At 73.5% G+C, this 21,430-nt stretch carries 23 protein-coding genes; 16 read left to right on the forward strand and 7 right to left on the reverse strand.

Translation table 11 applies throughout. The features are described 5' to 3' along the window. Positions 1-7: 7 nt before the first annotated feature. The 4 genes from QQX09_RS00405 to der are packed head-to-tail and all read left to right on the forward strand — an operon-like array spanning position 8 to position 3,970. Complete coding sequence (locus QQX09_RS00405; RefSeq protein WP_301130733.1) at positions 8-1,054, forward strand: prephenate dehydrogenase; 1,047 nt, start codon at positions 8-10, stop codon at positions 1,052-1,054. Continuing rightward, positions 1,051-1,797 (forward strand): (d)CMP kinase, encoded by a 747-nt coding sequence (gene cmk / locus QQX09_RS00410; protein ID WP_301130734.1) that lies wholly within the window; start codon positions 1,051-1,053, stop codon positions 1,795-1,797. Before QQX09_RS00405 ends, cmk begins: the two co-directional genes overlap by 4 nt. Continuing rightward, on the forward strand, positions 1,794-2,492 hold the full coding sequence (locus tag QQX09_RS00415) for a lysophospholipid acyltransferase family protein (RefSeq protein ID WP_301130735.1): 699 nt from the start codon (positions 1,794-1,796) through the stop codon (positions 2,490-2,492). The genes cmk and QQX09_RS00415 overlap by 4 nt, the downstream gene beginning before the upstream one ends. After that, positions 2,489-3,970, forward strand: a complete 1,482-nt coding sequence (gene der / locus QQX09_RS00420) for a ribosome biogenesis GTPase Der (protein WP_301130736.1) — start codon at positions 2,489-2,491, stop codon at positions 3,968-3,970. The genes QQX09_RS00415 and der overlap by 4 nt, the downstream gene beginning before the upstream one ends. A gap of 369 nt (positions 3,971-4,339) precedes the next feature. Here the strand turns inward: der and QQX09_RS00425 are convergent, their stop codons facing one another. From QQX09_RS00425 to QQX09_RS00440, 4 genes are read right to left on the reverse strand one after another with little or no spacing between them, the layout of a single operon-like run. After that, the gene (locus QQX09_RS00425) at positions 4,340-4,528 is read right to left on the reverse strand and encodes a hypothetical protein (RefSeq protein ID WP_301130737.1); all 189 of its coding nucleotides are present in this window, start codon (positions 4,526-4,528) and stop codon (positions 4,340-4,342) included. Between the two features lie 55 nt (positions 4,529-4,583). Continuing rightward, the gene (locus QQX09_RS00430; protein ID WP_301130738.1) at positions 4,584-4,988 is read right to left on the reverse strand and encodes a DUF1801 domain-containing protein; all 405 of its coding nucleotides are present in this window, start codon (positions 4,986-4,988) and stop codon (positions 4,584-4,586) included. A 4-nt stretch (positions 4,989-4,992) separates the two neighbouring features. Next, the gene (locus QQX09_RS00435; protein ID WP_301130739.1) at positions 4,993-5,763 is read right to left on the reverse strand and encodes a glycerophosphodiester phosphodiesterase family protein; all 771 of its coding nucleotides are present in this window, start codon (positions 5,761-5,763) and stop codon (positions 4,993-4,995) included. Further along, positions 5,760-6,686: an alpha/beta hydrolase gene (locus tag QQX09_RS00440; RefSeq protein WP_301130740.1), complete on the reverse strand. Its 927-nt coding sequence runs from the start codon at positions 6,684-6,686 to the stop codon at positions 5,760-5,762. Before QQX09_RS00440 ends, QQX09_RS00435 begins: the two co-directional genes overlap by 4 nt. A gap of 91 nt (positions 6,687-6,777) precedes the next feature. On the opposite strand from QQX09_RS00440, the gene QQX09_RS00445 reads away from it, so the two are divergent. Beyond that, positions 6,778-8,130 (forward strand): MFS transporter, encoded by a 1,353-nt coding sequence (locus QQX09_RS00445; RefSeq protein WP_301130741.1) that lies wholly within the window; start codon positions 6,778-6,780, stop codon positions 8,128-8,130. A 14-nt stretch (positions 8,131-8,144) separates the two neighbouring features. Here the strand turns inward: QQX09_RS00445 and QQX09_RS00450 are convergent, their stop codons facing one another. The 3 genes from QQX09_RS00450 to QQX09_RS00460 are packed head-to-tail and all read right to left on the reverse strand — an operon-like array spanning position 8,145 to position 10,275. Further along, positions 8,145-8,684: a hypothetical protein gene (locus QQX09_RS00450; RefSeq protein ID WP_301130742.1), complete on the reverse strand. Its 540-nt coding sequence runs from the start codon at positions 8,682-8,684 to the stop codon at positions 8,145-8,147. Further along, positions 8,681-9,289, reverse strand: coding sequence for a nucleoside deaminase (locus QQX09_RS00455; protein ID WP_301130743.1), 609 nt, complete (start codon positions 9,287-9,289; stop codon positions 8,681-8,683). The genes QQX09_RS00450 and QQX09_RS00455 overlap by 4 nt, the downstream gene beginning before the upstream one ends. 23 nt (positions 9,290-9,312) lie before the next feature. Then, a complete protein-coding gene (locus tag QQX09_RS00460; protein ID WP_301130744.1) occupies positions 9,313-10,275 on the reverse strand; it encodes a pyroglutamyl-peptidase I in 963 nt (320 codons plus the stop codon). 143 nt (positions 10,276-10,418) lie between these two features. On the opposite strand from QQX09_RS00460, the gene QQX09_RS00465 reads away from it, so the two are divergent. From QQX09_RS00465 to QQX09_RS00515, 11 genes are all read left to right on the forward strand, one after another. Continuing rightward, a complete protein-coding gene (locus QQX09_RS00465; protein WP_301130745.1) occupies positions 10,419-11,591 on the forward strand; it encodes a GGDEF domain-containing protein in 1,173 nt (390 codons plus the stop codon). A gap of 143 nt (positions 11,592-11,734) precedes the next feature. After that, positions 11,735-12,952 (forward strand): substrate-binding domain-containing protein, encoded by a 1,218-nt coding sequence (locus QQX09_RS00470; protein WP_301130746.1) that lies wholly within the window; start codon positions 11,735-11,737, stop codon positions 12,950-12,952. A gap of 8 nt (positions 12,953-12,960) precedes the next feature. Further along, positions 12,961-13,725, forward strand: coding sequence for an ABC transporter ATP-binding protein (locus QQX09_RS00475; RefSeq protein WP_301130747.1), 765 nt, complete (start codon positions 12,961-12,963; stop codon positions 13,723-13,725). After that, on the forward strand, positions 13,722-14,441 hold the full coding sequence (locus QQX09_RS00480; protein WP_301130748.1) for an ABC transporter ATP-binding protein: 720 nt from the start codon (positions 13,722-13,724) through the stop codon (positions 14,439-14,441). The genes QQX09_RS00475 and QQX09_RS00480 overlap by 4 nt, the downstream gene beginning before the upstream one ends. Then, positions 14,438-15,316, forward strand: coding sequence for a branched-chain amino acid ABC transporter permease (locus tag QQX09_RS00485; protein WP_301130749.1), 879 nt, complete (start codon positions 14,438-14,440; stop codon positions 15,314-15,316). Before QQX09_RS00480 ends, QQX09_RS00485 begins: the two co-directional genes overlap by 4 nt. Further along, positions 15,313-16,464 carry a branched-chain amino acid ABC transporter permease gene (locus QQX09_RS00490; protein ID WP_301130750.1) on the forward strand — a complete coding sequence of 384 codons (1,152 nt, stop codon included), beginning with the start codon at positions 15,313-15,315 and terminating at the stop codon, positions 16,462-16,464. Before QQX09_RS00485 ends, QQX09_RS00490 begins: the two co-directional genes overlap by 4 nt. Further along, positions 16,461-18,011 carry a class I adenylate-forming enzyme family protein gene (locus QQX09_RS00495; protein ID WP_301130751.1) on the forward strand — a complete coding sequence of 517 codons (1,551 nt, stop codon included), beginning with the start codon at positions 16,461-16,463 and terminating at the stop codon, positions 18,009-18,011. Before QQX09_RS00490 ends, QQX09_RS00495 begins: the two co-directional genes overlap by 4 nt. Further along, positions 17,998-18,645, forward strand: a complete 648-nt coding sequence (locus QQX09_RS00500; RefSeq protein ID WP_301130752.1) for a TetR/AcrR family transcriptional regulator — start codon at positions 17,998-18,000, stop codon at positions 18,643-18,645. The genes QQX09_RS00495 and QQX09_RS00500 overlap by 14 nt, the downstream gene beginning before the upstream one ends. Further along, a complete protein-coding gene (locus QQX09_RS00505; protein ID WP_301130753.1) occupies positions 18,645-19,394 on the forward strand; it encodes a 3-hydroxybutyrate dehydrogenase in 750 nt (249 codons plus the stop codon). Before QQX09_RS00500 ends, QQX09_RS00505 begins: the two co-directional genes overlap by 1 nt. Then, a complete protein-coding gene (locus QQX09_RS00510) occupies positions 19,391-20,296 on the forward strand; it encodes an alpha/beta fold hydrolase (RefSeq protein ID WP_301130754.1) in 906 nt (301 codons plus the stop codon). Before QQX09_RS00505 ends, QQX09_RS00510 begins: the two co-directional genes overlap by 4 nt. Continuing rightward, positions 20,293-21,366, forward strand: coding sequence for an alpha/beta fold hydrolase (locus QQX09_RS00515; RefSeq protein WP_301130755.1), 1,074 nt, complete (start codon positions 20,293-20,295; stop codon positions 21,364-21,366). Before QQX09_RS00510 ends, QQX09_RS00515 begins: the two co-directional genes overlap by 4 nt. Positions 21,367-21,430: the final 64 nt, after the last annotated feature.

Below are 21,430 nucleotides of genomic sequence, written 5' to 3' on the forward strand. Positions count from 1 at the left end.
GAGCGGCATGTCTCCCCGCACGCACATCGTCGGCGCCGGACTCATCGGCGCCAGCATCGGCATCGGCCTCACCGCCGAGGGCTGGTCGGTGACGATCGAGGACAACGACGACGAGGCGCAGGCCCTCGCGCGCTCGATCGGCGCCGGCGACGCGCTCGGCGACGCGCAGCCCGAGCTGGTCATCGTCGCCGTCCCGCCGTCCGCCGCCGCCGCCGTGGTCGCGGCCGCGCTCGGCCGCTTCCCCGACGCCGTCGTCACGGACGTGGCGAGCGTCAAGGCCCCTATCGCCGCCGCGGCCCACGCCACCGGCGCATCGTCCCGCTACGTCGGCTCCCACCCCATGGCGGGCCGCGAGGTCTCCGGCGGGCTCGGCGCGCAGGGCGACCTCTTCAAGGCGCGCCCGTGGGTGCTGTGCCCGAACGGCGCCGCCGAGGACGCCGTCGCGCTCGTCGCGCGCGTGCCCGAGGCGCTGCAGTGCGACGTCGTGACGATGGACGCGGAGGCGCACGATGCGGCGGTCGCCCGCGTCTCTCACGCGCCCCAGGTCGCGGCGTCGGCCGTCGCGGCGGCGCTCGGCATCCTCGACGCCGACGACGTCGCCCTCGCCGGCCAGGGCCTGCGTGACGTCACCCGCATCGCGGCCTCGCTGCCGGGCATGTGGGCGGACATCGCGCGCCTCAACCGCGCGCACCTGGTCGAGACGCTCGACCACATCATCGCCGACCTCGAGGAGGTGAGGGAGGCCGACGACATCGGCGAGGCCCTCACCGACCTCATCGACCGCGGCCGCTACGAGACCGCGCGCATCCCCGGCAAGCACGGCGGGGCCACGCGCGACTGGACGCCGGTCACCGTCATCGTCCCCGACACCCCCGGCCAGCTGCTGCGCCTGCTCGCGCACACGGCCGAGGTCGACGTCAACGTCGAGGACATCGCCATCGAGCACTCGCCGCGGCAGCCGGTGGGACTCACGACGCTCTACGTGCTGCCCTCGCACGCGCCCGACCTCGTCGCGGCGCTCGAGCGGCAGGGTTGGGAGATCGCTGCATCATGACCGGAATCTCGATCGCGATCGACGGCCCCGCGGGGACCGGCAAGTCGACGGTGGCCAAGGAGGTCGCCCGCCGGCTCAAGCTCGCGTACTTCGACACGGGCGCCACCTACCGCGTCGCCACCCTGTGGTGCATGCGCGAGGGCGTCGACCTGGCCGTCGAGTCGGACGTCGCCGCCATGGTGGAGACCATGAACGTGGGCCTCGTGCTCGACCCGCGCAACCCGCGCGTGCTGCTCGAGGACGAGGACGTGTCCTCGCTCATCCGCTCCGACGCCGTCGCGCTCACCGTGTCCAAGGTCGCCACCAACCTCGAGGCGCGTGCCGCGCTCGGCCACTGGCAGCGCGAGGTCATCGCCTCCGAGCTCGACGGCGGCTACTCCGAGGGCCGGGGCATCGTCTCCGAGGGCCGCGACATCACCACGATCATCGCGCCCGACGCCGACGTCCGGATCCTCATGACCGCCGACGAGGAGATCCGCGTCGCCCGCCGTGCCGGCGAGGGCGCGGACCTCGCCACCGTGCGCGAGGCCGTCCTCGGCCGCGACAAGAAGGACGCGACCGTGGTGTCGTTCCACACCGCGGCCGACGGTGTCCACACGCTCGACACGTCCGACCTCACCATCGAGGAGGCCGTGCAGGCCGTGCTCGACCTCATCGCCGAGGTGCGGGGGGACGATGCGGCGGAGGCTCCCGCGGCTTCCGAGGCCCCCGCGGCCGACGTCGCCGACGAGGCGGGGGAGTGAGCGCACCCGTCCCGAGCCGCTGGGGGCCGCGCTGGTCCCGCTGGGTGGGCCGCTTCCTCGCGCGCGTGCTGTGGCGCACCGAGGTGCGCGGGCGCGGCAACGTGCCCGCGACGGGCGCCGCGATCGTCGTGTGCAACCACGTGGGGCTCATCGACGGTCCCGTGGTGCACGGCGTGATCCCGCGCGGCTCGCACTTCCTCATCCGCGAGGGCATGATGTCCGGCCCGCTCGGCACGATCCTCAACGCGGCGCAGCAGATCACGGTCCGCGAGTCCGGCCGCGAGGCGCTCGCGCAGGGCCTCGCGGTGCTGCGCCGGGGCGACGTCATCGGCGTCTTCCCCGAGGGCACGCGCGGCGGCGGCACCGCCGAGGCGGTGCACGGCGGCGCGGCGTGGCTCGCGATCCAGTCGGGCGCCCCCGTGGTGCCCACCGCGATCGTCGGCTCCCGTCGCACCGGGGAGTCCGTCAACGTGTGGCCGCGGCCGGGCCGCCGCCTGCTGGTCGCCTTCGGGGAGCCGGTGGTGCTGACGCCGCCGGATGACGTCCGCGGCGGCCGCGCCAAGCAGGCGTGGGCGGCCGAGAGGCTCGCCGAGACGCTCCGCGACCAGGTGACACGTACCCTTGACACGACAGACCTCGAGCTTCCGCTCGACGACCCGCGCCGCGAGACGCGCGAAGAGAAGGACCACGTATGACGGACGAGCAGCCGCTTCCGGCGCCCCACGAGTCGGACGCGCCCGAGTCGCTCGACGAGATCCGCGAGGCCGCGCTCCGCGCGGGCCTCGACGAGTACGACCTCACCCCCGAGGACCTCGCCGAGCTGGCGGGCGAGCCGCTTCCCGAGACCGAGGAGGCGCTGCCGGTCCTCGCGATCGTCGGCCGCCCCAACGTCGGCAAGTCGACCCTCGTCAACCGCATCATCGGCAAGCGCCTCGCGGTCGTCGAGGACACCCCGGGCGTGACCCGCGACCGCGTCGCCTACCGCGCCGAGTGGGCGGGCCGCGACTTCACGCTGCTCGACACCGGCGGCTGGGAGAAGAACGTCACGGGCATCGACCTCTCGGTCGCGCAGGCCGCCGAGGCCGCGATCGAGATGGCCGACGCGGTCCTGTTCGTGGTGGACGCCATGGTGGGCGCGACCGCGACCGACGAGCAGGTGGTGCGCCTCCTGCGCAAGGCGGACAAGCCCGTCGTGCTCGCCGCCAACAAGGTCGACGGCCCGCAGGGAGAGCTCGAGGCCGCCGCGCTGTGGAACCTCGGCCTGGGCGAGCCCTACCCGGTGTCCGCGCTGCACGGCCGTGGCACGGGCGACCTGCTCGACGCCGCGATGGCGATCCTGCCCACGGAGATGCACCAGATCGAGATCGACGAGCACGCTCCGCGCCGCATCGCGCTCGTAGGCCGCCCCAACGTGGGCAAGTCCTCGCTGCTCAACAAGCTCGCGGGCTCCGAGCGCGTCGTCGTCAACGAGATCGCCGGCACCACCCGCGACCCGGTCGACGAGATCGTCGAGATCGGCGACCGCCCGTGGACGCTGGTCGACACCGCCGGCATCCGCCGCCGTGTCCACATGACCAAGGGCGCCGACTTCTACGCGTCGCTGCGCACCCAGACCGCGATCGAGCGGGCCGAGGTCGCGCTCGTGCTGCTCGACGCCTCGACGCCGCTCACCGACCAGGACCTGCGGGTGGTGCAGCAGGTGGTCGACGCGGGCCGAGCGATGATCTTCGTGTACAACAAGTGGGACCTCGTGGGCGAGGACGAGCGGTTCCTGCTCGAGCGCTCGATCGAGCAGGACATGGTCCAGCACACCTGGGTGCCGCGCGTGAACCTGTCCGCCAAGACGGGCTGGCACACCAACCGCCTGCTGCCCGCGCTCGAGCTGGCGCTGTCGAGCTGGGACCTGCGCATCTCCACCGGCAAGCTCAACGCGTTCCTGGGCGAGCTCGTCGCGGAGCACCCGCACCCGGTCCGCGGCGGCAAGCAGCCCAAGATCCTCTTCGCGACGCAGGCGGCCACCCGCCCGCCGCGCTTCGTCATCTTCGCGTCCGGCTTCCTGGACCCGCAGTACCGCCGCTTCATCGAGCGTCGCCTGCGCGAGACGTTCGGCTTCGAGGGCACCCCGATCCAGATCTCGGTGCGCGTGCGCGAGAAGCGGGGCCGCAAGAAGTAGCGCCGACTGCCAATGACACAGGTGACAGGTGTGATCGTGGGTGGCCGATGCGGGGGGTTGCGTGGCGTAGCGTCGCCCGGGCGCCCGCCGGGTCGCCTGCCGCGCGCGCGTCGGCGCGTCGCGGCAGTCGTCGGGTGCCCGCTCCGCCGTTTTAGGAATTGCTGAAACAGCCGTCGGTCGACTGCCAATGACACAGGTGACAGGTGTGATCGTGGGTGGCCGATGCGAGGGTTGCGTGGTGTAGGGGCGCCCGGGCGCCCGCCGGGTCGCCGGCCGCGCGCGCATCGGTGTGTCGCGGCAGTCGTCGGGTGCCCGCTGCGCTGTCTTAGGGATTGCTGAAACAGTCGCGGGTGAAGGGCGTGGCGCCGGCTACTGCGGGCCGCCGCCGCTCGCCCGGGAGAACACGAGCCCGAGCACGAACCCGATGCTCACGAAGGCCGGGAAGAGGGCGAACGTGTCCGTCGCGATCCAGATGAGGAAGCCGGTGACGGAGCCGAGCAGCATGCCCGCGGCGAAGGGCAGCGGCCGGATCGGCGGCTTCCTGTCGTCATCGCTCATCGCCCGCACGCCCCGGTCCAGGGCCGCGCACGGGTTGTCACACGGTTCACTCTTGTCATTGGGAATCGCCGTGGGTGAAGGTGATCTCGGCCAGGTCTGCCAGCACCTCGAGGTCGATCGTGTCGAGGCGCTTGACGTACACGCAGGCCACGCTCGCGGTGTGGGGACCCAGCTGCGTCAGGAGGCCCTCGCCCTCGGGAGTGTCCTTGAAGCCGTAGAACGTCAGCTGAGCCTTGCGAGGTGAGAACCCCAGCGCGGGCATGTCGCCCTCGCGGCCCGACGCGTAGCGGTAGTGCATCGAGCCCCAGCCGATGATCGACGGCCCCCACATGACCGGCTCGACTCCCGTGACCTCGGTGAAGAGCGCCACGATCCGCTCCGCCTCCTCGCGGCGCCTGGCGGGCTCGACCGCCGCGACGAACGCCTCGACGGGCACGTCGGTGGGCACGGTCTTGTTCATGACCTCACCACAGGCCGCGTGCCTCGAGGACCTCGCGGAGCAGGTCCGCGCGGTCGGACACGATGCCGTCCACGCCGGCGTCGAGCAGGGACTCCATCTCGGCCCGGTTGTTGACCGTCCAGACGTGGACCACGCGGCCCGCGTCGTGCGCGAGGCGCACGTGGCGCTCGGTGAGCACCGGGACGACCCCCACGCGCCACGGGATCTGGAGGCCGTGGACATCCTCGAGCGCGCGCAGCGTGCCGAGCCCGAGCAGGCCGCCGACGAAGAAGCGTGCGGCCTCGCTGGTGCCCGCGCTCGTCGCGACCGGGCGGCTCAGCCGCCCCACGGTGGCCTGGCGGCGCGCCGCGGAGAACGAGGCGACGCACACCCGGTCGTGGGCGCCCGTGCGCTCGATCGCCTCCGCGATGGGGACGATGCCGGACTCGGCCTTGACGTCGATGTTGACGCGCAGCTCCGGCCAGGTCCCCAGCACGTCCTCGAGCAGCGGCACGGGCTCCACGCCGCCGATGCGCGCCTCCTTGACGTGGGACCACGGCAGCTCGGACACCTCGCCCGCGGCATCGGTGGTGCGGTCGAGGGAGGAGTCGTGCAGGGCGACGGCGACGCCGTCGGCGGTGCCGTGCCCGTCGGTCTCCACGTACGAGAAGCCCAGGTCCACGGCGGACTGGAAGGCCGTCATGGAGTTCTCGAGGCCGTCGCGCGAGAAGCCACGGTGGGCGAGCGCGGCGAAGGGGACGTCGAAGTACGGGTGGTCGGGTCGCGCGCGGGTCATGGGATCGCCTTTGGGAGCCAGGAGCGGATGGATGCGAGGTACGCGGCGCGGGGCACGGGGGACGACAGCGACAGCTCGTGGACGCCGCCGGTGACGACGGTCTCCGTGACGTCGGGGCCGAGGCGCGGCGCGAGGCGCGCGATCGCGCCGACGTCCACCGCGGTGTCCTGGACGCCGAGCAGCGGGTTGTCGGGCGAGTCGGGGCCGCTCGACCCGGCGCGCGCGACGAGCACGGGGACCCTGATGTCGAGGCCGCGCGCGACCCGGCGCTGTGCGCGGCGGACCGCCGCGAGCCACGCGGCGCGGGCCGGCACCCCGAGCGGCGTCTTCCAGTCGGGATCGAAGCCCCAGGCTCCGCCCTGCTCGGACAGCAGGTGGGCGGCGTAGCGCGAGGGATGGTGCGCGAGGACGGCGTCGGGCCGCACGCGCGCGATCGGCGCGATGGCACGAGCCATGGCACGCTCCCGACGGTTGTCGGGGCGTGCGAAGAACGGGCTGTCGAGGATCACCCCCGCGAGCGTCGCGGAGGGCCGGTCGGAGGCCCAGATCGCCGCCGCGAGCCCGCCCGTCGAGTGGGCGTGCAGCACGAGCGGCACCGAGGGGAGGTCGGCGGCGATCGCCTCCGCCGCGGCTCCGATGTCGTCCCCGAGCTCGGCGATGTCGCGGATGAGGTGGGGGACGTCGCCCGGGCGGAGCGACCGGCCCGCGCGCCTCGCGTCGACCGCGTGGAAGGCGAGGCCGAGCCCGCCGAAGAAGTCCGCCAGATGGGTCTGGAAGAAGTAGTCGTTGTAGCCGTGCACGTGCAGCACGGCGCCGCGCGGGGCGTCCTGCGGGGGAGCGGCGCGCACCAGCGTCGCGGTCCCCAGCGGGCGTGCCTCGAACCCGGCGAGCACATCGTCGCCCCAGGTTGCGAGGTCGTCCATACCCCGATCGTGCCATCTCCGGGCCCGACGTTCAGCGTGCGTTGGCGTGTTGGACGCGCATCGTTCACCCGGGGACGGCACTCTTGGGGCCATGACCTCCGAGGCGACCTCGCACGCGGCGGCTCCCGACGACGCGGCCCGGCCGACGCGGTGGGGCCGCGTCGTCGCGTGGGCCCTGTGGGACTGGGCGACGCAGCCGTTCAACTCCGTCATCGTCACGTTCGTCTTCGTGGCGCTCTACCTCACCTCCGACGCGTTTCTCGATCCCGAGATCGCGTCGCTGGGGGAGGGGCACGCCGCGTACGACCTGGCGCTGTCGCAGCTCGCGGGTGGGCTGGGCACGGGCATGACCGTCGCCGGCATCCTCGTCGCGGTGCTCGCGCCCGTGCTGGGCCAGCGCGCGGACACGTCCGGTCGACGCAAGGCCTGGCTCGCGCTGTTCACGGGCCTGCTCGTGCTGTGCATGCTCGGCCTGTTCTTCGTCCAGGCCGCGCCGCCCTTCTTCGCGCTCGGCGTGGGCCTCATCGCGCTCGGCAGCGTCTTCGGCGAGATCGGCGGCGTCAACTACAACGCCCTCATCTCCCAGGTGAGCAGCCCGCGCAACGTGGGTCGCGTGTCGGGCCTGGGCTGGGGCTTCGGGTACGTCGGCGGCATCGTCGCGCTGGTGATCGTCGTGGTCGCGGACGGCGCCGACTGGTGGGGCATGGACACCTCCAACGGGATGGCGTACCGCGTCATCGCGGTCGGGTGCGCGGTGTGGGCGGTGCTGTTCGCGTGGCCGGTGTTCCGCTTCGTGCCGGAGGCACCCGCGACGGGACGGCCGCAGGTCTCCCTGCTGGGCAGCTACACGCGCCTGTGGGGCGACCTCGTGGCGCTGTGGCGCGAGTCGCGGACCACGGTGTGGTTCCTGGGTGCGAGCGCGGTGTACCGCGACGGCCTGGCCGGGGTGTTCGCCTTCGGCGCGGTCATCGCCTCGGTGGCGTACGGCTTCGACGCGACTCAGGTGATCATGTTCGGCATCGCCGCCAACCTGGTCGCGGGCCTCGCGACCATGGCGGCGGGGCTCATCGACGACTGGATCGGCCCGCGGCGCCTCATCATCGCCTCGCTCAGCGGCATGGTCGTCGCGGGGCTCGCGGTGGCCTTCCTGCACGATGCGGGGGACATCGTCTTCTGGGTCGCCGGGCTGACGCTGTGCCTCTTCGTGGGGCCGGTGCAGTCCGCGTCGCGCTCGCTGCTCGCACGCGTGTGCCCGCCGGGCAAGCAGGGCGAGATCTTCGGCCTCTACGCCACCACCGGCCGCGCGGTGTCGTTCCTCGCGCCGCTCATGTGGACGCTCGCGATCGCGCTGACGGGGGCGACCATCTGGGGTGTGCTGGGCCTCATCTCGGTCGTCGCGCTCGGCCTCGTCCTCATGCTCCTCGTGCGGATCGACGCCCGCTGACCCGCGCGAAGACCTCAGAGGCCCGCGAGCAGCTCCTTGAGCGCCGCGCGCGCCCGCTCCCGGTCGTCCGCGGTTCCGAGCCGTGACCAGGTCAGCGTGAGCACCGCTCCGCCCGAGCGCAGGCTCGCCTGCGCCAGCACGCGGGTGCCGTCGTCGAGCGCCACCCGCCAGCGCCGGTACGCGTCCGTCGCGGTCGCGGTGGGAGGGGCGGCGTACGGCACGCCGGCGAGCTCGGAGCGGGGGGCGGTGGCCGCCGTCCACGCGTCCATCGCCTCGTCGAGGGTGCCGCCGAGCGTGCGGCTCGCGGACGCCTCGAAGCTGCCGTCCTGGCGCTGACCGACGGCCCGCCTGCCGAGGTGACGCTCGTAGGCGACCGCCGTCATCTGAGCCCACCAGCCGGGGTTGTCGACATGGCGCAGGTCCCTGGCCGCGACCTCGACGAGCGCGCGGTGGTCGAGCGCGGCGCCGCCGGCCGCCTCGAAGGCCGCCACCCATTCCGGCCACGCCCGACCCGTGGCCCGCGCGATGGCCGCGGCGTCGGCCGGCTCGGTCACGGGTGCGAGCCGACGGGCCCGGTGCCGCGGGCGTTGTAGACCGTCGACGCGGACTCGCCGTACGCGCGGTAGACCTCGAGCGCCTCGTCGCGCAGCACATCCGAGGTGACCGCGATGCCGCGCGCCTCGAACTGCTCGGCCCAGTCCGCGACCACGGGACCCTCGTCGAAGCGCGTGAGCTCCTCGAGCTCGGGACCCTCGCCCGCGACGACCAGCCGTCGCACGCCGGACCACAGCGTCGCGCCGTAGCACTGCACGCACGGACGCCAGTTGACGACGAGCGCGAGATCGCGGTCGGCGCCGAGGTCCCACGAGCCGAGCCGCCGCTGCGCGAGGGCGAGCGCCATCACCTCGGCATGCCCGGCGCTGATGCCGGTGCCGAGCACGACGTTGACGCCCACGGAGACGAGCTCGCCCGTGGCGGCGTCGAAGACGATCGCGGCGAACGGGCCGCCGCCGCCCTCGCGCCAGTTGCGGTCCGCCAGCCGATGCACGAGCGCCATCTGCTCGTCGGCGGTCGCGAGCGCGTCCGGCAGCTCGGGCAGCTCGGACACGAGCCAGGCGGGCAGGGACAGGGTGACGCTGGTGGCGAGGCCGTGGGCCATGTCTCCTCCGGGGGACGATGCGTTCAGGAGTCGGTGCGCGTGCCGGAGATGATCTCATCCCAGGTGGGATGGCGGTAGGCCGGCGCCTCGTCGCCCGCGGCCGCGGGCTCGTCAGCCTTGCCGGCATCGGCCTCCGGGTCGGGCGCGGACCGGTCCACCGCGGGCATCTCGCCGGAGGTGGGGGACCACGCGGAGGCCGGGGCGGGCTCCGCGACCTCGTCGGGCTCGGACTCGGGCTCGGGCTCGGGCTCGGGTGCGGGGGCCTCCATGACCGGCAGGCCGAACTCCGGGGTGTCGCCCGGGATGGGCGCGGTGATCGGCATGAGGAAGGGCTGCGTGGCCTCGGACTCGTCCTCCTCGTCGAGCTCGGGCTCGAGCTCGGCCTCCGACTGCTCGCCCATGACGGTGTCGACGACGGTGCGGAGCGCCTCGGCGAGCACCTCGGCCGGCAGTGCGGTCCCGGGTGCGCCCATCTCCGGGGTCGCGGGGATCTGCACGAGGCCGCTGGGCACGCCCCACTCGGCGAGCTCGCGCTGCATGACGTAGAACACGTGGTTCGCGAGCCCGCTGCCGGCGTTGAGCGACAGCCTCGCCGGCAGGCCCCGCGCCGACAATGCGGCGACGATCTCCTTCGCCGGCAGCGTGGACCACAGCGCTGCGGCGGCGCCCTCGACCACGGGCACGTCGACCGGCTGCGCGCCGAACGCGTCCGGGATCGCGGCGTCGTCGAGGTTGACGGCGAGCCGCTCGACCGTGACGGCGTCGGTGCCGGGGGCCGTGGCGACGACGATCACGACGTCGGGCAGGTGCTTCGCGACCGACGCGCGGAGGCGGCGCGCCGCCTCCTTGTACGCCGGCTCGAGGTCGCGATGGACGATCTCCGCGCTGCCGTGCCACGTCTCGGCGAGGATCCGGGCGGCGTCGGCGGAGGCCTCCGCGGTCGCGCCGGGCATCGGTTCGAAGGCGGTGATGAGGACGCGGGCCATGCGTCCAGATTAGGCGGTTCGCGACGTCCGTCGGGTCCGCCGCGGCGTGTCCCGCGCATCGTCCCTGGTGCCCGTCGTGCGCGGATGTGAGAACGCCCACACGGGCCTTCCCGCGGGCGTGCGGCGTTCCGTACGGTGTCCCCGTGATCGATCCGACGAGCGTGCGCCTCGCGCTCGCCGTCGTGGTGGTCCTCGCGGCGATCCACACGCTGCTGGTGCTGCGCCGGACGTCCGGTGCGCCCGTGGTGCTGTGGTGGGCGGGCGCGCTCGGCGCGTACGGCGCGAGCACCGTGCTGTACCTCGGCAACGGGACGGCGCTCCAATGGCTCACGGTCCCCGCGGCCAACACCGCCGGCGTGCTCGGCGGGCTGCTGGTGCTCCGTGCCGCGCGGTCGCTGGGGGGTCGAGGCCTGCCCTGGTGGGTGGTGGCCGTGCCGCTCGCGGTCACCTGGGCGACGGCCGTGGTCGAGGGCCCCGGCAGCGAGACCTGGGCCGGTGGAGGGTTCTACCTCGCCGCGATGGGCGCGACGGTCGGCGTCGCGGCGGCGGAGACGTGGCGCCTGCGGCTGGGCGGGTCCGCGACGCCGTCCGAGCACGGCGCCCTGCTGACGTTCGCCGTCGCCGGCAGCCTCTACGCGGCCTTCTACGCGCTGCGGTGGGCGATCTACGTCACCGAGGGCCCGCGCAGCGACCTCTTCACGTCGGTTGCCGGCACCGGCGTCACCACGCTCATCCTCATCGCGACGGTGACCGCCGTGACGCTGGCCGTCACGCATCTCGCGGAGGCCGGCCACCGCGACGAGCTGCGCCGCCGCGCGACCACCGACGACCTCACCGGCGTGCTCGGCCGGGCCGAGCTGCTTGCGCGCGCCGACCGGCTCCTCGCCGCGCGCGCGGCGGGACGGCCCGCGGCGGTCGTCGTGTCGGATCTCGACTTCTTCAAGCGCGTCAACGACACCCACGGGCATGCCGAGGGCGACCGGGCGCTCGTGCGGTTCGCGTGCGCGTGGCGCGACGAGCTCGGTCCCGCGGAGCTCATCGGGCGCATGGGAGGCGACGAGTTCGTCGCGCTGCTCGTCGACGTCACCCCCACCGAGGCCGCCGCCCGCGCCGACGCGGTCACCCGGCGCTTCGTGGCGGACCAGGCCGGCGCCGGCGCGCAGGCGCCGACCGCGAGCCACGGGGTGGCGCCGGTGGAGGACGGGGCGGCGGTCGCCGCCCTCATCGCACGCGCGGATGCCGCGCTCTACGAGGCGAAGGCTGCCGGACGGAACACGGTGAGGGTGCACGGGCAGGCCGCCGAGCCCGCCGCCTGAGCCGCGAGCCGCGCCCCGCCAGCCCGGGATCCGACACTCCGGGACGTGTCGGGCTTGACGCCGGTGCCGGACGCCCCTAGCGTGAGCCGTAACCTGAATCGTCTTTCAGGTACGCAACTTTCAATGGCGAAAGGGCAGTTCCCATGCGTAAAGAGAAGGCGGCGCTCATCGGCGCCGTAGCCGCGTTGACCACCATCCTGGCAGCCTGCGCTCCCACCTCCGAGTCTCCCGGCGCCGAGCCGGAGAGCTCCTCATCCTCGTCCGCGATGTCCGAGGCGACCGAGGTCACCGTCGGCGTCATCACCAGCGAGTCCGGCGTCCTCGCCGGCTACGGCGAGCAGTTCCTCGCGGGCTTCGAGGCAGGCCTCGACTACGCGACGGACGGCACGAGCATGGTGGGCGACACCACCATCGTCGTCGAGAACCGCGACGACGCCGGCGACGCCGACAAGGCCGTCACCGCCGCCAAGGAGCTCATCGGCTCGGGCGTGAACATCCTCACGGGCACGGTGTCCTCGGGTGTGGCCCTCGCGGTCGCCGAGCAGGCCGCGCAGAACCAGGTGCTCTACATCTCGGGCCCCGCGGCCGCGGACGCCATCACCGGCATCAACGAGTACACCTTCCGCTCGGGCCGCCAGAGCTCGCAGGACGTCGCCACCGCCGGCTCCTTCCTCGACGCCGTGTCGGGCAAGAGCGTGCTCGTGTTCGCGCAGGACACGGCGTTCGGCCAGGGCAACGCCGCGGCCGTCGAGGCGATCCTCGGCACCCAGGGCGCGGAGGTCTCCTCGCTGCTGGTCGCGGAGGACATCACCGAGTTCACCACCTTCGCGCAGCAGGTGCTCGACGCGGAGCCGGACCTCGTGTTCGTCGCGTGGGCGGGTGCCACCTCGGGCGCGATGTGGCAGTCGATGAGCCAGCAGGGCGTCCTCGACGAGGTGCCGGTGGTGACGGGCCTCGGCGACGTGGCGACGTACGGCGCGTACGGCGAGGCCTCCGAGTCGATCAAGTTCCTCAACCACTACTTCGCCGGCGCGGCCGACAACGAGGTCAACACGGCGATGGTCGAGCACATCGAGGCGGCGGGCGGCACCCCCGACCTGTTCAGCCCGGACGGCTTCAACGCCGCCCTCATGGTGGTCCAGGCCATCGCCGAGGGCGCCGGGGACGTCGACGCGATGATCGCGGCGCTCGAGGGGTACTCGTTCGAGGGTCCGAAGGGCACCATGACCGTCCGCGAGGGCGACCACGCCCTGCTGCAGGACATGTTCCAGGTGAAGCTCGTGGCCGACGGCGACTCCTACATGCCCGAGCTCGTCGCGACTGTCCCGGCCGCCGACGTGGGGCCGGCAGAGGTGGGGTAGCGGAAGACATGAGCACCGCAGTCCCGTCCGCGCTCCGCGTCGAGGGCCTCGGCCTGACGATCGGCGGCGCCACCATCCTCGACGGCATCGACCTCGACATCCCGCCCGGCTCGCTCGTCGGCGTCATCGGCCCCAACGGGGCAGGCAAGACGACGCTCTTCAACGCGATCTCCGGGGTGGTGACGCCCACGTCGGGCCGCGTGCTGATGGACGACCGCGACATCACGGGGACCTCGGTCCCCGCGAGGGCGCGGGCGGGACTCGGCCGCACCTTCCAGACCTCGAGCAACTTCCCGCGGCTCAGCGTGCTCGAGAACGTCCGGGTGGCCGCGCAGGCCGCCCGCGGCGGCAGCTACTCGCTCCTGCGCTTCCCGCGCGGGGACGATGCGGCCACGGCGGCCGCGCACGAAGCCCTCACCCAGGTGGGGCTCGAGCACCGCGCCCACGTCCCGGCCGGGGACATCTCGCACGGCGACAAGCGCAAGCTCGAGATCGCCGTGCTGCTCGCGACCGACGCGCGGCTCGTCCTCCTCGACGAGCCGATGGCCGGCGTCGGCTCGGGCGACGTCCCCGGCCTGGTCGAGCGCATCCGCGACCTCCACCGGGTGAAGGGCTGCACGGTGCTCATGGTCGAGCACCACCTCGAGGTCCTCATGGGCCTCGTCGAGAAGGTCGCGGTGCTGGTGGCCGGCCGCATCGTCGCCTTCGACACGCCGGAACGGATCATGGCCGACCCTCGGGTCCAGGCCGCCTACCTGGGGAGCGCCGCATGAGCACCATCCTCGAGGTCGAGGGCCTGCACGGCTCCATCAACGGCCAGCAGGTGGTCGAGGACGTGTCGTTCACCGTGCCCGCCACGGGCATCACGGCCGTCCTCGGTCGCAACGGCGTCGGCAAGACGTCGACGCTGCGGTCCATCCTGGGCCTGATCGACCGCTCCGGCGAGGTGCGCCTCGCGGGCGAGCGGATCGACGGCCTCCGCACCCACCGCATCGTCCGCAAGGGCGTGGGCTACGTCCCCGAGGACCGTGAGGTCTTCGGCAGCCTCACCGTCGAGGAGAACCTTCAGCTGGCGGTCCGCCAGCGTCAGCCGCGCCGCGAGCTCGTGGACGCGCTGTTCCCCGACCTCGTGCAGCGTCGCCGCCAGATGGCGGGCACGCTGTCCGGCGGGCAGCAGCAGATGGTGTCCCTGGCGCGCGCCCTGATCAACGACAACCGGCTGCTCCTGGTGGACGAGCCGACCAAGGGGCTCGCGCCCCTCATCGTCGACCAGGTGGCCGACGCCCTCGAGGAGGCCTCCACCACCGTGCCCATCCTGCTGGTCGAGCAGAACCTCGACGTGGTCCGCCGCCTCGCGACGGACGCGATCGTCATCAGCGGCGGCCGCGTGGTCCACAGCGGCCGCGCCGCCGACATCCTCGGCGACGAGGAGCTCACGCACCGCCTCCTCGGCGTGGGCGTGGCCCCGGCGACGGGAGGCGCCCGATGAGCACCCTCGTCCTCGTCCTCCTCACCGGCGTCGGGCTCGGCGCGCTGTACTTCCTCGTGGCGTCCGGCCTCAGCCTCATCTACGGCCTCATGCACGTCCTCAACTTCGCGCACGGCGCGTTCCTCACGCTCGGCGCCTTCATGGGCTTCGAGGTGGCACGCCGGCTCGACTCCACCACCTGGTGGGCCTTCGCGGTCTCCATCCTCGTCGGCGGCCTCGTGGGCGCCGGCATCGCGGCCCTCACCGAGCTCGCGCTCATCCGGCCGCTGTACGAGCGGCACATCGAGCAGGTGCTCGTCACGGTGGGCCTCGCGTTCGCCGCGGTCGCGCTGTTCGAGGGGATCTGGGGGTCCGACCCCATCTACATCCAGGCCCCCGCCTGGATGCGGGAGACCACCGGGGTGCTCGGTGCGCAGGTGCCCAACACGTACTGGGTGCTCATGGCCGCCGCGACCGCGCTGCTGATCTCCCTCGTGGTGTTCCTGCGCTACACGCGCTTCGGCACGATCATCCGCGCCGGCGTCGAGAACCGCGCCATGGTGACCGCGCTCGGGATCGACGTGCGGACCGCGTTCCTGCTGGTCTTCGCTATCGGCGGCTCCGCCGCCGGCGTCGGCGGCGTGCTCGCCGCCCACTACACGGGCTACGTCTCCGCGCACCTCGGCTCGACGCTGCTGATCTTCGCGTTCATCGTCACCGTCATCGGCGGCCTCGGGTCGCTGCCCGGCGCCGCCATCGCCTCCGTCATGGTCGCGGTGCTGCAGCAGTTCGCCAACTACTACCTGGGCGGCACGGGCGACATCATCGTCGTCGTCGCCCTCGCGGGCGTGCTGCTCGTGCGACCGTCCGGTCTCCTCGGAAGGAGGTTCGCATGACCGCCGCCGTCGCGGCCGCGCGCCGCATCCCCGTCCCGCTCGTCGTCGGCGTGGGGCTCGTCATCCTCATGGCGTGCCTGCCGCTGCTCAACATCTCGCTGCCGGGCATCCTGCCCACCGCCACCTATCAGCCCGGCACCCTCGCCCTGCTGTCGCTCGCGATGATCTTCGCGGCGCTGGCGCTCAGCTACAACATGCTGCTCGGCACCGCCGGCATGCTGTCCTTCGGCCACGCGCTGTACTTCGGCGCCGGCGCGTACGGCCTCGGCATCGGGCTCGAGAACCTCGGCGTGCCGCTGTGGCCCGGCGTGATCGTCGCCCTCGTCGGCGGGCTCGTCATCGCCTTCATCACGGGCGCCGTGTCCATGCGCGTGTCGGGCATCCCGTTCGCGATGGTGACGCTCGCCTTCGCGCAGGCCGGCTCCGTGCTGGTGCGCCGCAACTCGGCGGTGACCGGCGGCGAGGAGGGGCTCAGCCTCAACACCGCCGGCGTGCCCGACTGGCTCGTGGGCGTGGTCAACACCCGCAACCTGTACTGGGCGACCCTCGCGGTGCTCATCGTCGTCTACCTCGTCGCGGTGTGGGTCGACCGGTCCCGGCTGGGCCACCTGGCCCGCGCCACCCGCGAGAACGAGCTCCGGGTAAAGGTGCTGGGCCTCGAGCCCGCCCGCGCCCGGCTGCTCGTCTTCGTCATCGCCGCGCTGTGCGCCTCGCTCGTCGGCGTCGCGTACATGCTCCTCCAGTCGGGCACGGTGCCGCGCTCGGTGTCGGCGGACCTCACCATCACGGTGCTCGTCATCGTGGTGCTGGGCGGCGTCGGCTACCGCTGGGGTGCGATCGTGGGCGGTGTGGTCTACACGATCCTCGACCAGCGCCTCACGGTGCTCGCCGGCTCGGACGCGATCGCGTCGCTGCCGTCGGTGCTGCGCGTGCCGCTGTCGGAGCCGCTGTTCATCCTCGGCACGCTGTTCATCCTCGTCGTGATGTTCCTGCCGGGCGGCATCGCCGGCACCGTCGACTCGTGGGTGCGGCGCCGGCGGGCCGGCAGCGCGCACGCCGACCTCGAGATGTCGGACGATGCGCCGGCCGGCCGGATCGAGGGCCCCGAGCAGGTGCTCGAGACCGCCGGGCAGGAGTCCCGCTCGTGACGGCCGCGCACACCGTCGGCCGGTGGCTGATCGATCGTGCCGCGCGCTCGCCCGAGCGCATCGCTGTTGACGACCGCGGCCTCACCGTCGACTACCGGACGCTCGCCGACCGCGCCGCCGCGCTCGCGTCGCGGCTGCGGGAGGCGGGGTACGGTCCCGGCGACCGTGTCGCGACGGTGTCGGCGAGCTCCGCGGACCATGTGGTGCTGTTCTTCGGGTGCGCGCTCGCCGGCGTCGCGTTCGTGCCGCTGTCGTGGCGCCTCACCTCCACCGAGCTTGCAGCGCTGCTCGTCCGCACGCGCCCCGCCATCGTCGCGGCCGACGACGAGCACTCGACGCTCGTCGCCGAGGCGATGACCGCGACGGCGTGGGACGGCGCGCCGCCGCCGGTGGCGATGCTCGGCAGCGCGGGGATCGAGGCCCGCGTGCCCGACGTCGGCCGGGACGCCGCGCCGCGGGCCGTGCGCGACGACGACGCGCTGCTCATCGTCTACACGTCGGGCTCCGAGGCCGAGCCCAAGGCCGCGGTCCTCACCCACGAGGGCTGCTTCTGGAACAACCTCGCGCTCGCCGGCGCGCTGCCGGTGCATGAGGACGACGTGGTGCTGGCGATGCTGCCGCAGTTCCACGTCGCCGCGTGGAACGTGCAGCCGCTGCTGGCCTGGTGGCGCGGCGCGACGGTGGTGCTCGAGAGCACGTTCCAGCCGTCGCGCGTGCTGCGACTCATCGCGGAGCGCGGCGTCACGTGCATGATGGGCGTGCCCACCCAGTACCGCCTGCTCGCCGACGACCCGGGCTGGGCGGACGCGGACGTGTCGTCGCTGCGGCTCGCGGTCGTGGGCGGCGCCACCGCCGACCCCGAGGTGCTGGCCGCCTGGGCGGAGCGCGGCGTGACCCTGTCCGCCGGCTACGGGCTCACGGAGGCCGGCCCCAACGTGCTGTGCCTGCCGGCCGGCGAGGCCGACCTCCACCCGGGCGCGGTCGGCAGGCCCTATCCGCATGTCGAGGTCCGGCTGGTCGATCCCGGCACCGGGATCGCGCTCGAGGGTGCGGCGACGGGCGAGCTGCAGGTGCGCGGCCCCAGCGTGTTCGCCGGCTACCTGGACGATCCCGACGCGACCGCGCGCGCGTTCGACTGCGGCTGGCTGCGCACCGGCGACCTCGCCGCGCGGGACGCCGCCGGCGTGTACCGCGTGGTCGACCGGCTCAAGGACATCTACATCTCGGGTGGCGAGAACGTCGCGCCCGCGGAGGTGGAGCGGGCGCTCGAGCGGCACCCGCTCGTCGGGGCCGCCGCCGTCGTGGGGGTGCCGGACCCTGTGTGGGGCGAGCGCGGCGTCGCGTTCGTCGAGCCGCGCGCGGGCGCGCTCGTGTCGGCCGACGAGCTGCTCGCGCACGCGCGCACGCGGCTCGCCGGCTTCAAGGTGCCGGTGCGGATCGTGCTCGTCGACGAGCTGCCGCGCACCGGATCGCAGAAGGTGCGCCGCGTGGTCCTCCGGGACCGGGCGGCGCGGATCGTGGAGGAGGTGTCCCGTGAGCGTGGATGAGATCGAGGAGCCCACGTCGACGGCCGGCAAGCCGCTCACGAAGCGCGGCGAGAAGACCCGCGCACGCCTGCTCGAGGCCGCCGAGCACGTGTTCGCCGACCAGGGCTACCACGAGGCCTCGATCGTGAAGATCACCGAGCGCGCCGGCATCGGCCTCGGCACGTTCTACCTGTACTTCGACTCCAAGCAGGCGATCTTCGAGGCGCTCGCGCTCGACCTCAACCGGCGCGTGCGCCACGCGATGAGCGAGGAGATGGCCGGGGCGGCCAGCCGCCTCGAGGCCGAGCGTGCGGGCTTCGCGGGCTTCTTCCGCTTCACGTCGGAGCACCCCGCGCTGTACCGCGTGGTGCGCGAGGCCGAGTACGTCTCGCCGGGGACGATGCGCGAGCACTACCAGCGCATCGTCTCCGGGTACGAGGAGGGCCTGCGCCGCGCGCAGGCCGAGGGTGACGTCGACCCGGGCCTGGACCCCGAGGTCACCGCGTGGACGCTCATGGGGATCGGCGAGCTCGTCGGGATGCGCTATCTGCTGTGGGAGCGCACCGAGGAGGGCGCGCCCGGGCTGCCCGACGACGTGTTCGAGTCCGTGATGAGGGTGGTGCGCAACGCGCTCACCGCCGGGAGGGAAGGGTGATGACCGCCGATCTCGAGGGGCGCAAGGCCCTGGTGACCGGAGGCGCCAGCGGTATCGGCCTCGCCTGCGCGCGGGAGCTCGCCGCGCTCGGCGCCCGTGTCGTCGTCGCCGACATCAACGCGGAGGCCGCCGAGGCGGTGGCCGCGGAGATCGGCGGCGAGGCGTGGACCGTCGACCTGTCGCGCACGCGGGAGCTCGACACGCTGGCGCTCGACGTGGACGTGCTCGTCAACAACGCGGGCCTCCAGCGCGTGTCGCCGCTCGACGAGTTCGACCCCGACGCGTTCCGTCTGCTGCACGACATCATGCTCATCGCTCCGTTCCTCCTCATCCGCGCGTCGCTGCCGCACATGTACGCGCGTGGCTGGGGGCGCATCGTCAACATCTCCTCGGTGCACGGCCTGCGCGCGTCCGCCTACAAGTCGGCGTACGTGTCCGCCAAGCACGGGCTCGAGGGGCTGTCGAAGGTGACCGCGCTCGAGGGCGGGCCGCACGGCGTCACGAGCAACTGCATCAACCCGGCGTACGTGCGCACGCCGCTGGTCGAGAAGCAGATCGCCGACCAGGCGCGGGTGCACGGCATCCCCGAGGACCAGGTGGTGGAGAAGGTGATGCTCACGGAGACCGCGGTCAAGCGCTTGGTCGAGCCCGAGGAGGTCGCCTCGTTGGTGGGGTGGCTGACGTCGGACGCGGCCGGCATGGCCACCGGGGCCTCGTACACGATCGACGGCGGCTGGACGGCGCGATGAGCGGCCCCGGCTACCGGCGGGTCGCGGTGCCGGTCGACGGCGGCGACCTCGCGGTCGGCGTGTGGGAGCCCGCGGGAGAGACCAAGGGCACGGCGCTGCTCGTGCACGGCGTCACCAGCTCGCACCTGGCCTTCACGCATCTCGCGCGGCGCCTGCCGGGTCTGCGGCTCATCGCTCCGGACCTGCGCGGGCGCGGCGGCAGCCACGCGGTGCGTGGCCCGGCGGGGATGGAGGCGCATGCGCGCGACCTCGTGGCCGTGCTCGACGCCTTCGGGCTCGAGTCCGTGCCCGTGGTCGGCCACTCGATGGGGGCCTTCGTCGCGGTGGTGCTCGCGCATCGTGCCCCGGACCGGGTGACCGGCCTGGTGCTGATCGATGGCGGGCTGCCGCTCGCCGCACCCGCGGGCCTGTCCGCCGAGGACACGGTCGCCGCGATCCTCGGCCCGACGGCGGCGCGGTTGTCCATGCGCTTCCGGGACGTCGACGCGTACCTCGACTTCTGGCACGAGCACCCGGCGTTCGCGGGGCGCTGGACCCGCGAGCTCGAGGCGTACTTCGCCTACGACCTCGTGCCCGGCGACGGAGGTCTGCGCCCGGCCACGAGCTATGCGACCACCGTCGACGACACGATCGACCTCACCACCGGGGACGCGCTGCGGGAGGCGCTCGCGTCGCTCGACACGCCGACGCTTATGCTGACGGCGCCGCGCGGCCTGCTCGACGAGGAGCCCGGGCTCTACGAGGAGTCCCGCCTGGCGACGATGCTCGCCGGCCTGCCCGCGGTCCGGCACCAGCGTGTCGAGGGGGTCAACCACTACACGCTCGTGATGTCGCCGGAGGGCGCCGACGCCGTCGCCCCCGCCGTGGCAGGCGTCTTGGCAGGGGAGAGGAGCACCGCATGACCGTCTCGGAGGAGGGGCGCATCGCGCCCATGGAGGGTCTGACGTCGCGCGTGGTGCGCACGCCGCGGCTCGCGGCGCACGTCATCGAGAGGGAGGCGGCCGCGCCGCGCCACACCGTCGTCTTCGTGCACGGCAACGTCTCCTCGGCTCTGTTCTGGCAGCCGACCATGCTCGGCCTGCCCGCGGACATCCGCGCGCTCGCGATCGACCTGCGCGGCTTCGGCGCCTCCGAGACGCTGCCGGTCGACGCGACGCGCGCCGTGCGGGACTTCTCCGACGACGTCGCCGCGGTGCTCGACGAGCTCGGCACGGGGCCGGTCGAGGTGGTCGGCTGGTCGATGGGCGGCGGCGTCGCGATGCAGCTGCTGCTCGACCGTCCCGAGATGGTGGCGGGGCTCACCCTGGTGGCTCCCGTGTCGCCGTACGGCTTCGGCGGCACGGCCGGGCCGGAGGGGCGCCTGCTGCGGGAGGACTGCGCCGGCACCGGCGGCGGGGGCGCGAACCGGGCCTTCGTGGCGGCCCTGGCCGCGGGGGTCCGCACCGCGGACCAGCCGGTGTCGCCCCGCTCGGTGTTCCGGACCGCGTACGTGGCGGCCGCGGCGGAGCCCGCGGTGCTCGAGGACCTGTGGGTCGAGTCGATGCTCACGACCGCCACGGGGGAGGACAACTATCCGGGGGACGCCGTGCCCGCGGAGGGATGGCCGGGCTTCGGGCCCGGGCGCCGCGGCGTGCTCAACACGATGGCGCCATGCTGGTTCGACGTGTCCGGGATCGCCGAGTCGGAGGCGCGGCCGCCGATCCTGTGGGTGCGCGGGACCGAGGACGCGATCGTCTCCGACGCCTCCCTGTTCGACCTCAACCACCTGGGTGCGCTGGGGGCTATCCCCGGATGGCCAGGTGTCGAGGAGGCGCCGGCCCAGCCGATGATCGCGCAGACTCGCGCCGTGCTCGACCGCTACGTCGCTCATGGGGGCGCTTATCGGGAGATCGCGTTCGACGGTTGCGGGCACTCGCCGCACCTCGAGCGGCCCGGCGCGTTCCTCGACGCGCTCGTCGAACATCTCGGATGAGGGCTGCGGGCGGCTGCCAGGCGGGACGTTGCATGTACTGGGCGGGCTCCATCACTTTGTCATC

The sequence above is a fragment of the Demequina litoralis genome, from assembly GCF_030418455.1.
GTDB classification, from domain to species: Bacteria; Actinomycetota; Actinomycetes; order Actinomycetales; family Demequinaceae; genus Demequina; species Demequina litoralis.

What these genes read in the sequence shown, in the direction of transcription:
- QQX09_RS00405 (WP_301130733.1), top strand. Translation starts at nt 8, where the DNA reads ATGTCTCCCCGCACGCACATCGTCGGCGCCGGACTCATCGGCGCCAGC.
- cmk (WP_301130734.1), top strand. Translation starts at nt 1,051, where the DNA reads ATGACCGGAATCTCGATCGCGATCGACGGCCCCGCGGGGACCGGCAAG.
- der (WP_301130736.1), top strand. Translation starts at nt 2,489, where the DNA reads ATGACGGACGAGCAGCCGCTTCCGGCGCCCCACGAGTCGGACGCGCCC.
- QQX09_RS00425 (WP_301130737.1), bottom strand. Translation starts at nt 4,528, where the DNA reads ATGAGCGATGACGACAGGAAGCCGCCGATCCGGCCGCTGCCCTTCGCC.
- QQX09_RS00430 (WP_301130738.1), bottom strand. Translation starts at nt 4,988, where the DNA reads ATGAACAAGACCGTGCCCACCGACGTGCCCGTCGAGGCGTTCGTCGCG.
- QQX09_RS00435 (WP_301130739.1), bottom strand. Translation starts at nt 5,763, where the DNA reads ATGACCCGCGCGCGACCCGACCACCCGTACTTCGACGTCCCCTTCGCC.
- QQX09_RS00440 (WP_301130740.1), bottom strand. Translation starts at nt 6,686, where the DNA reads ATGGACGACCTCGCAACCTGGGGCGACGATGTGCTCGCCGGGTTCGAG.
- QQX09_RS00445 (WP_301130741.1), top strand. Translation starts at nt 6,778, where the DNA reads ATGACCTCCGAGGCGACCTCGCACGCGGCGGCTCCCGACGACGCGGCC.
- QQX09_RS00455 (WP_301130743.1), bottom strand. Translation starts at nt 9,289, where the DNA reads ATGGCCCACGGCCTCGCCACCAGCGTCACCCTGTCCCTGCCCGCCTGG.
- QQX09_RS00460 (WP_301130744.1), bottom strand. Translation starts at nt 10,275, where the DNA reads ATGGCCCGCGTCCTCATCACCGCCTTCGAACCGATGCCCGGCGCGACC.
- QQX09_RS00470 (WP_301130746.1), top strand. Translation starts at nt 11,735, where the DNA reads ATGCGTAAAGAGAAGGCGGCGCTCATCGGCGCCGTAGCCGCGTTGACC.
- QQX09_RS00475 (WP_301130747.1), top strand. Translation starts at nt 12,961, where the DNA reads ATGAGCACCGCAGTCCCGTCCGCGCTCCGCGTCGAGGGCCTCGGCCTG.
- QQX09_RS00480 (WP_301130748.1), top strand. Translation starts at nt 13,722, where the DNA reads ATGAGCACCATCCTCGAGGTCGAGGGCCTGCACGGCTCCATCAACGGC.
- QQX09_RS00485 (WP_301130749.1), top strand. Translation starts at nt 14,438, where the DNA reads ATGAGCACCCTCGTCCTCGTCCTCCTCACCGGCGTCGGGCTCGGCGCG.
- QQX09_RS00490 (WP_301130750.1), top strand. Translation starts at nt 15,313, where the DNA reads ATGACCGCCGCCGTCGCGGCCGCGCGCCGCATCCCCGTCCCGCTCGTC.
- QQX09_RS00505 (WP_301130753.1), top strand. Translation starts at nt 18,645, where the DNA reads ATGACCGCCGATCTCGAGGGGCGCAAGGCCCTGGTGACCGGAGGCGCC.
- QQX09_RS00510 (WP_301130754.1), top strand. Translation starts at nt 19,391, where the DNA reads ATGAGCGGCCCCGGCTACCGGCGGGTCGCGGTGCCGGTCGACGGCGGC.
- QQX09_RS00515 (WP_301130755.1), top strand. Translation starts at nt 20,293, where the DNA reads ATGACCGTCTCGGAGGAGGGGCGCATCGCGCCCATGGAGGGTCTGACG.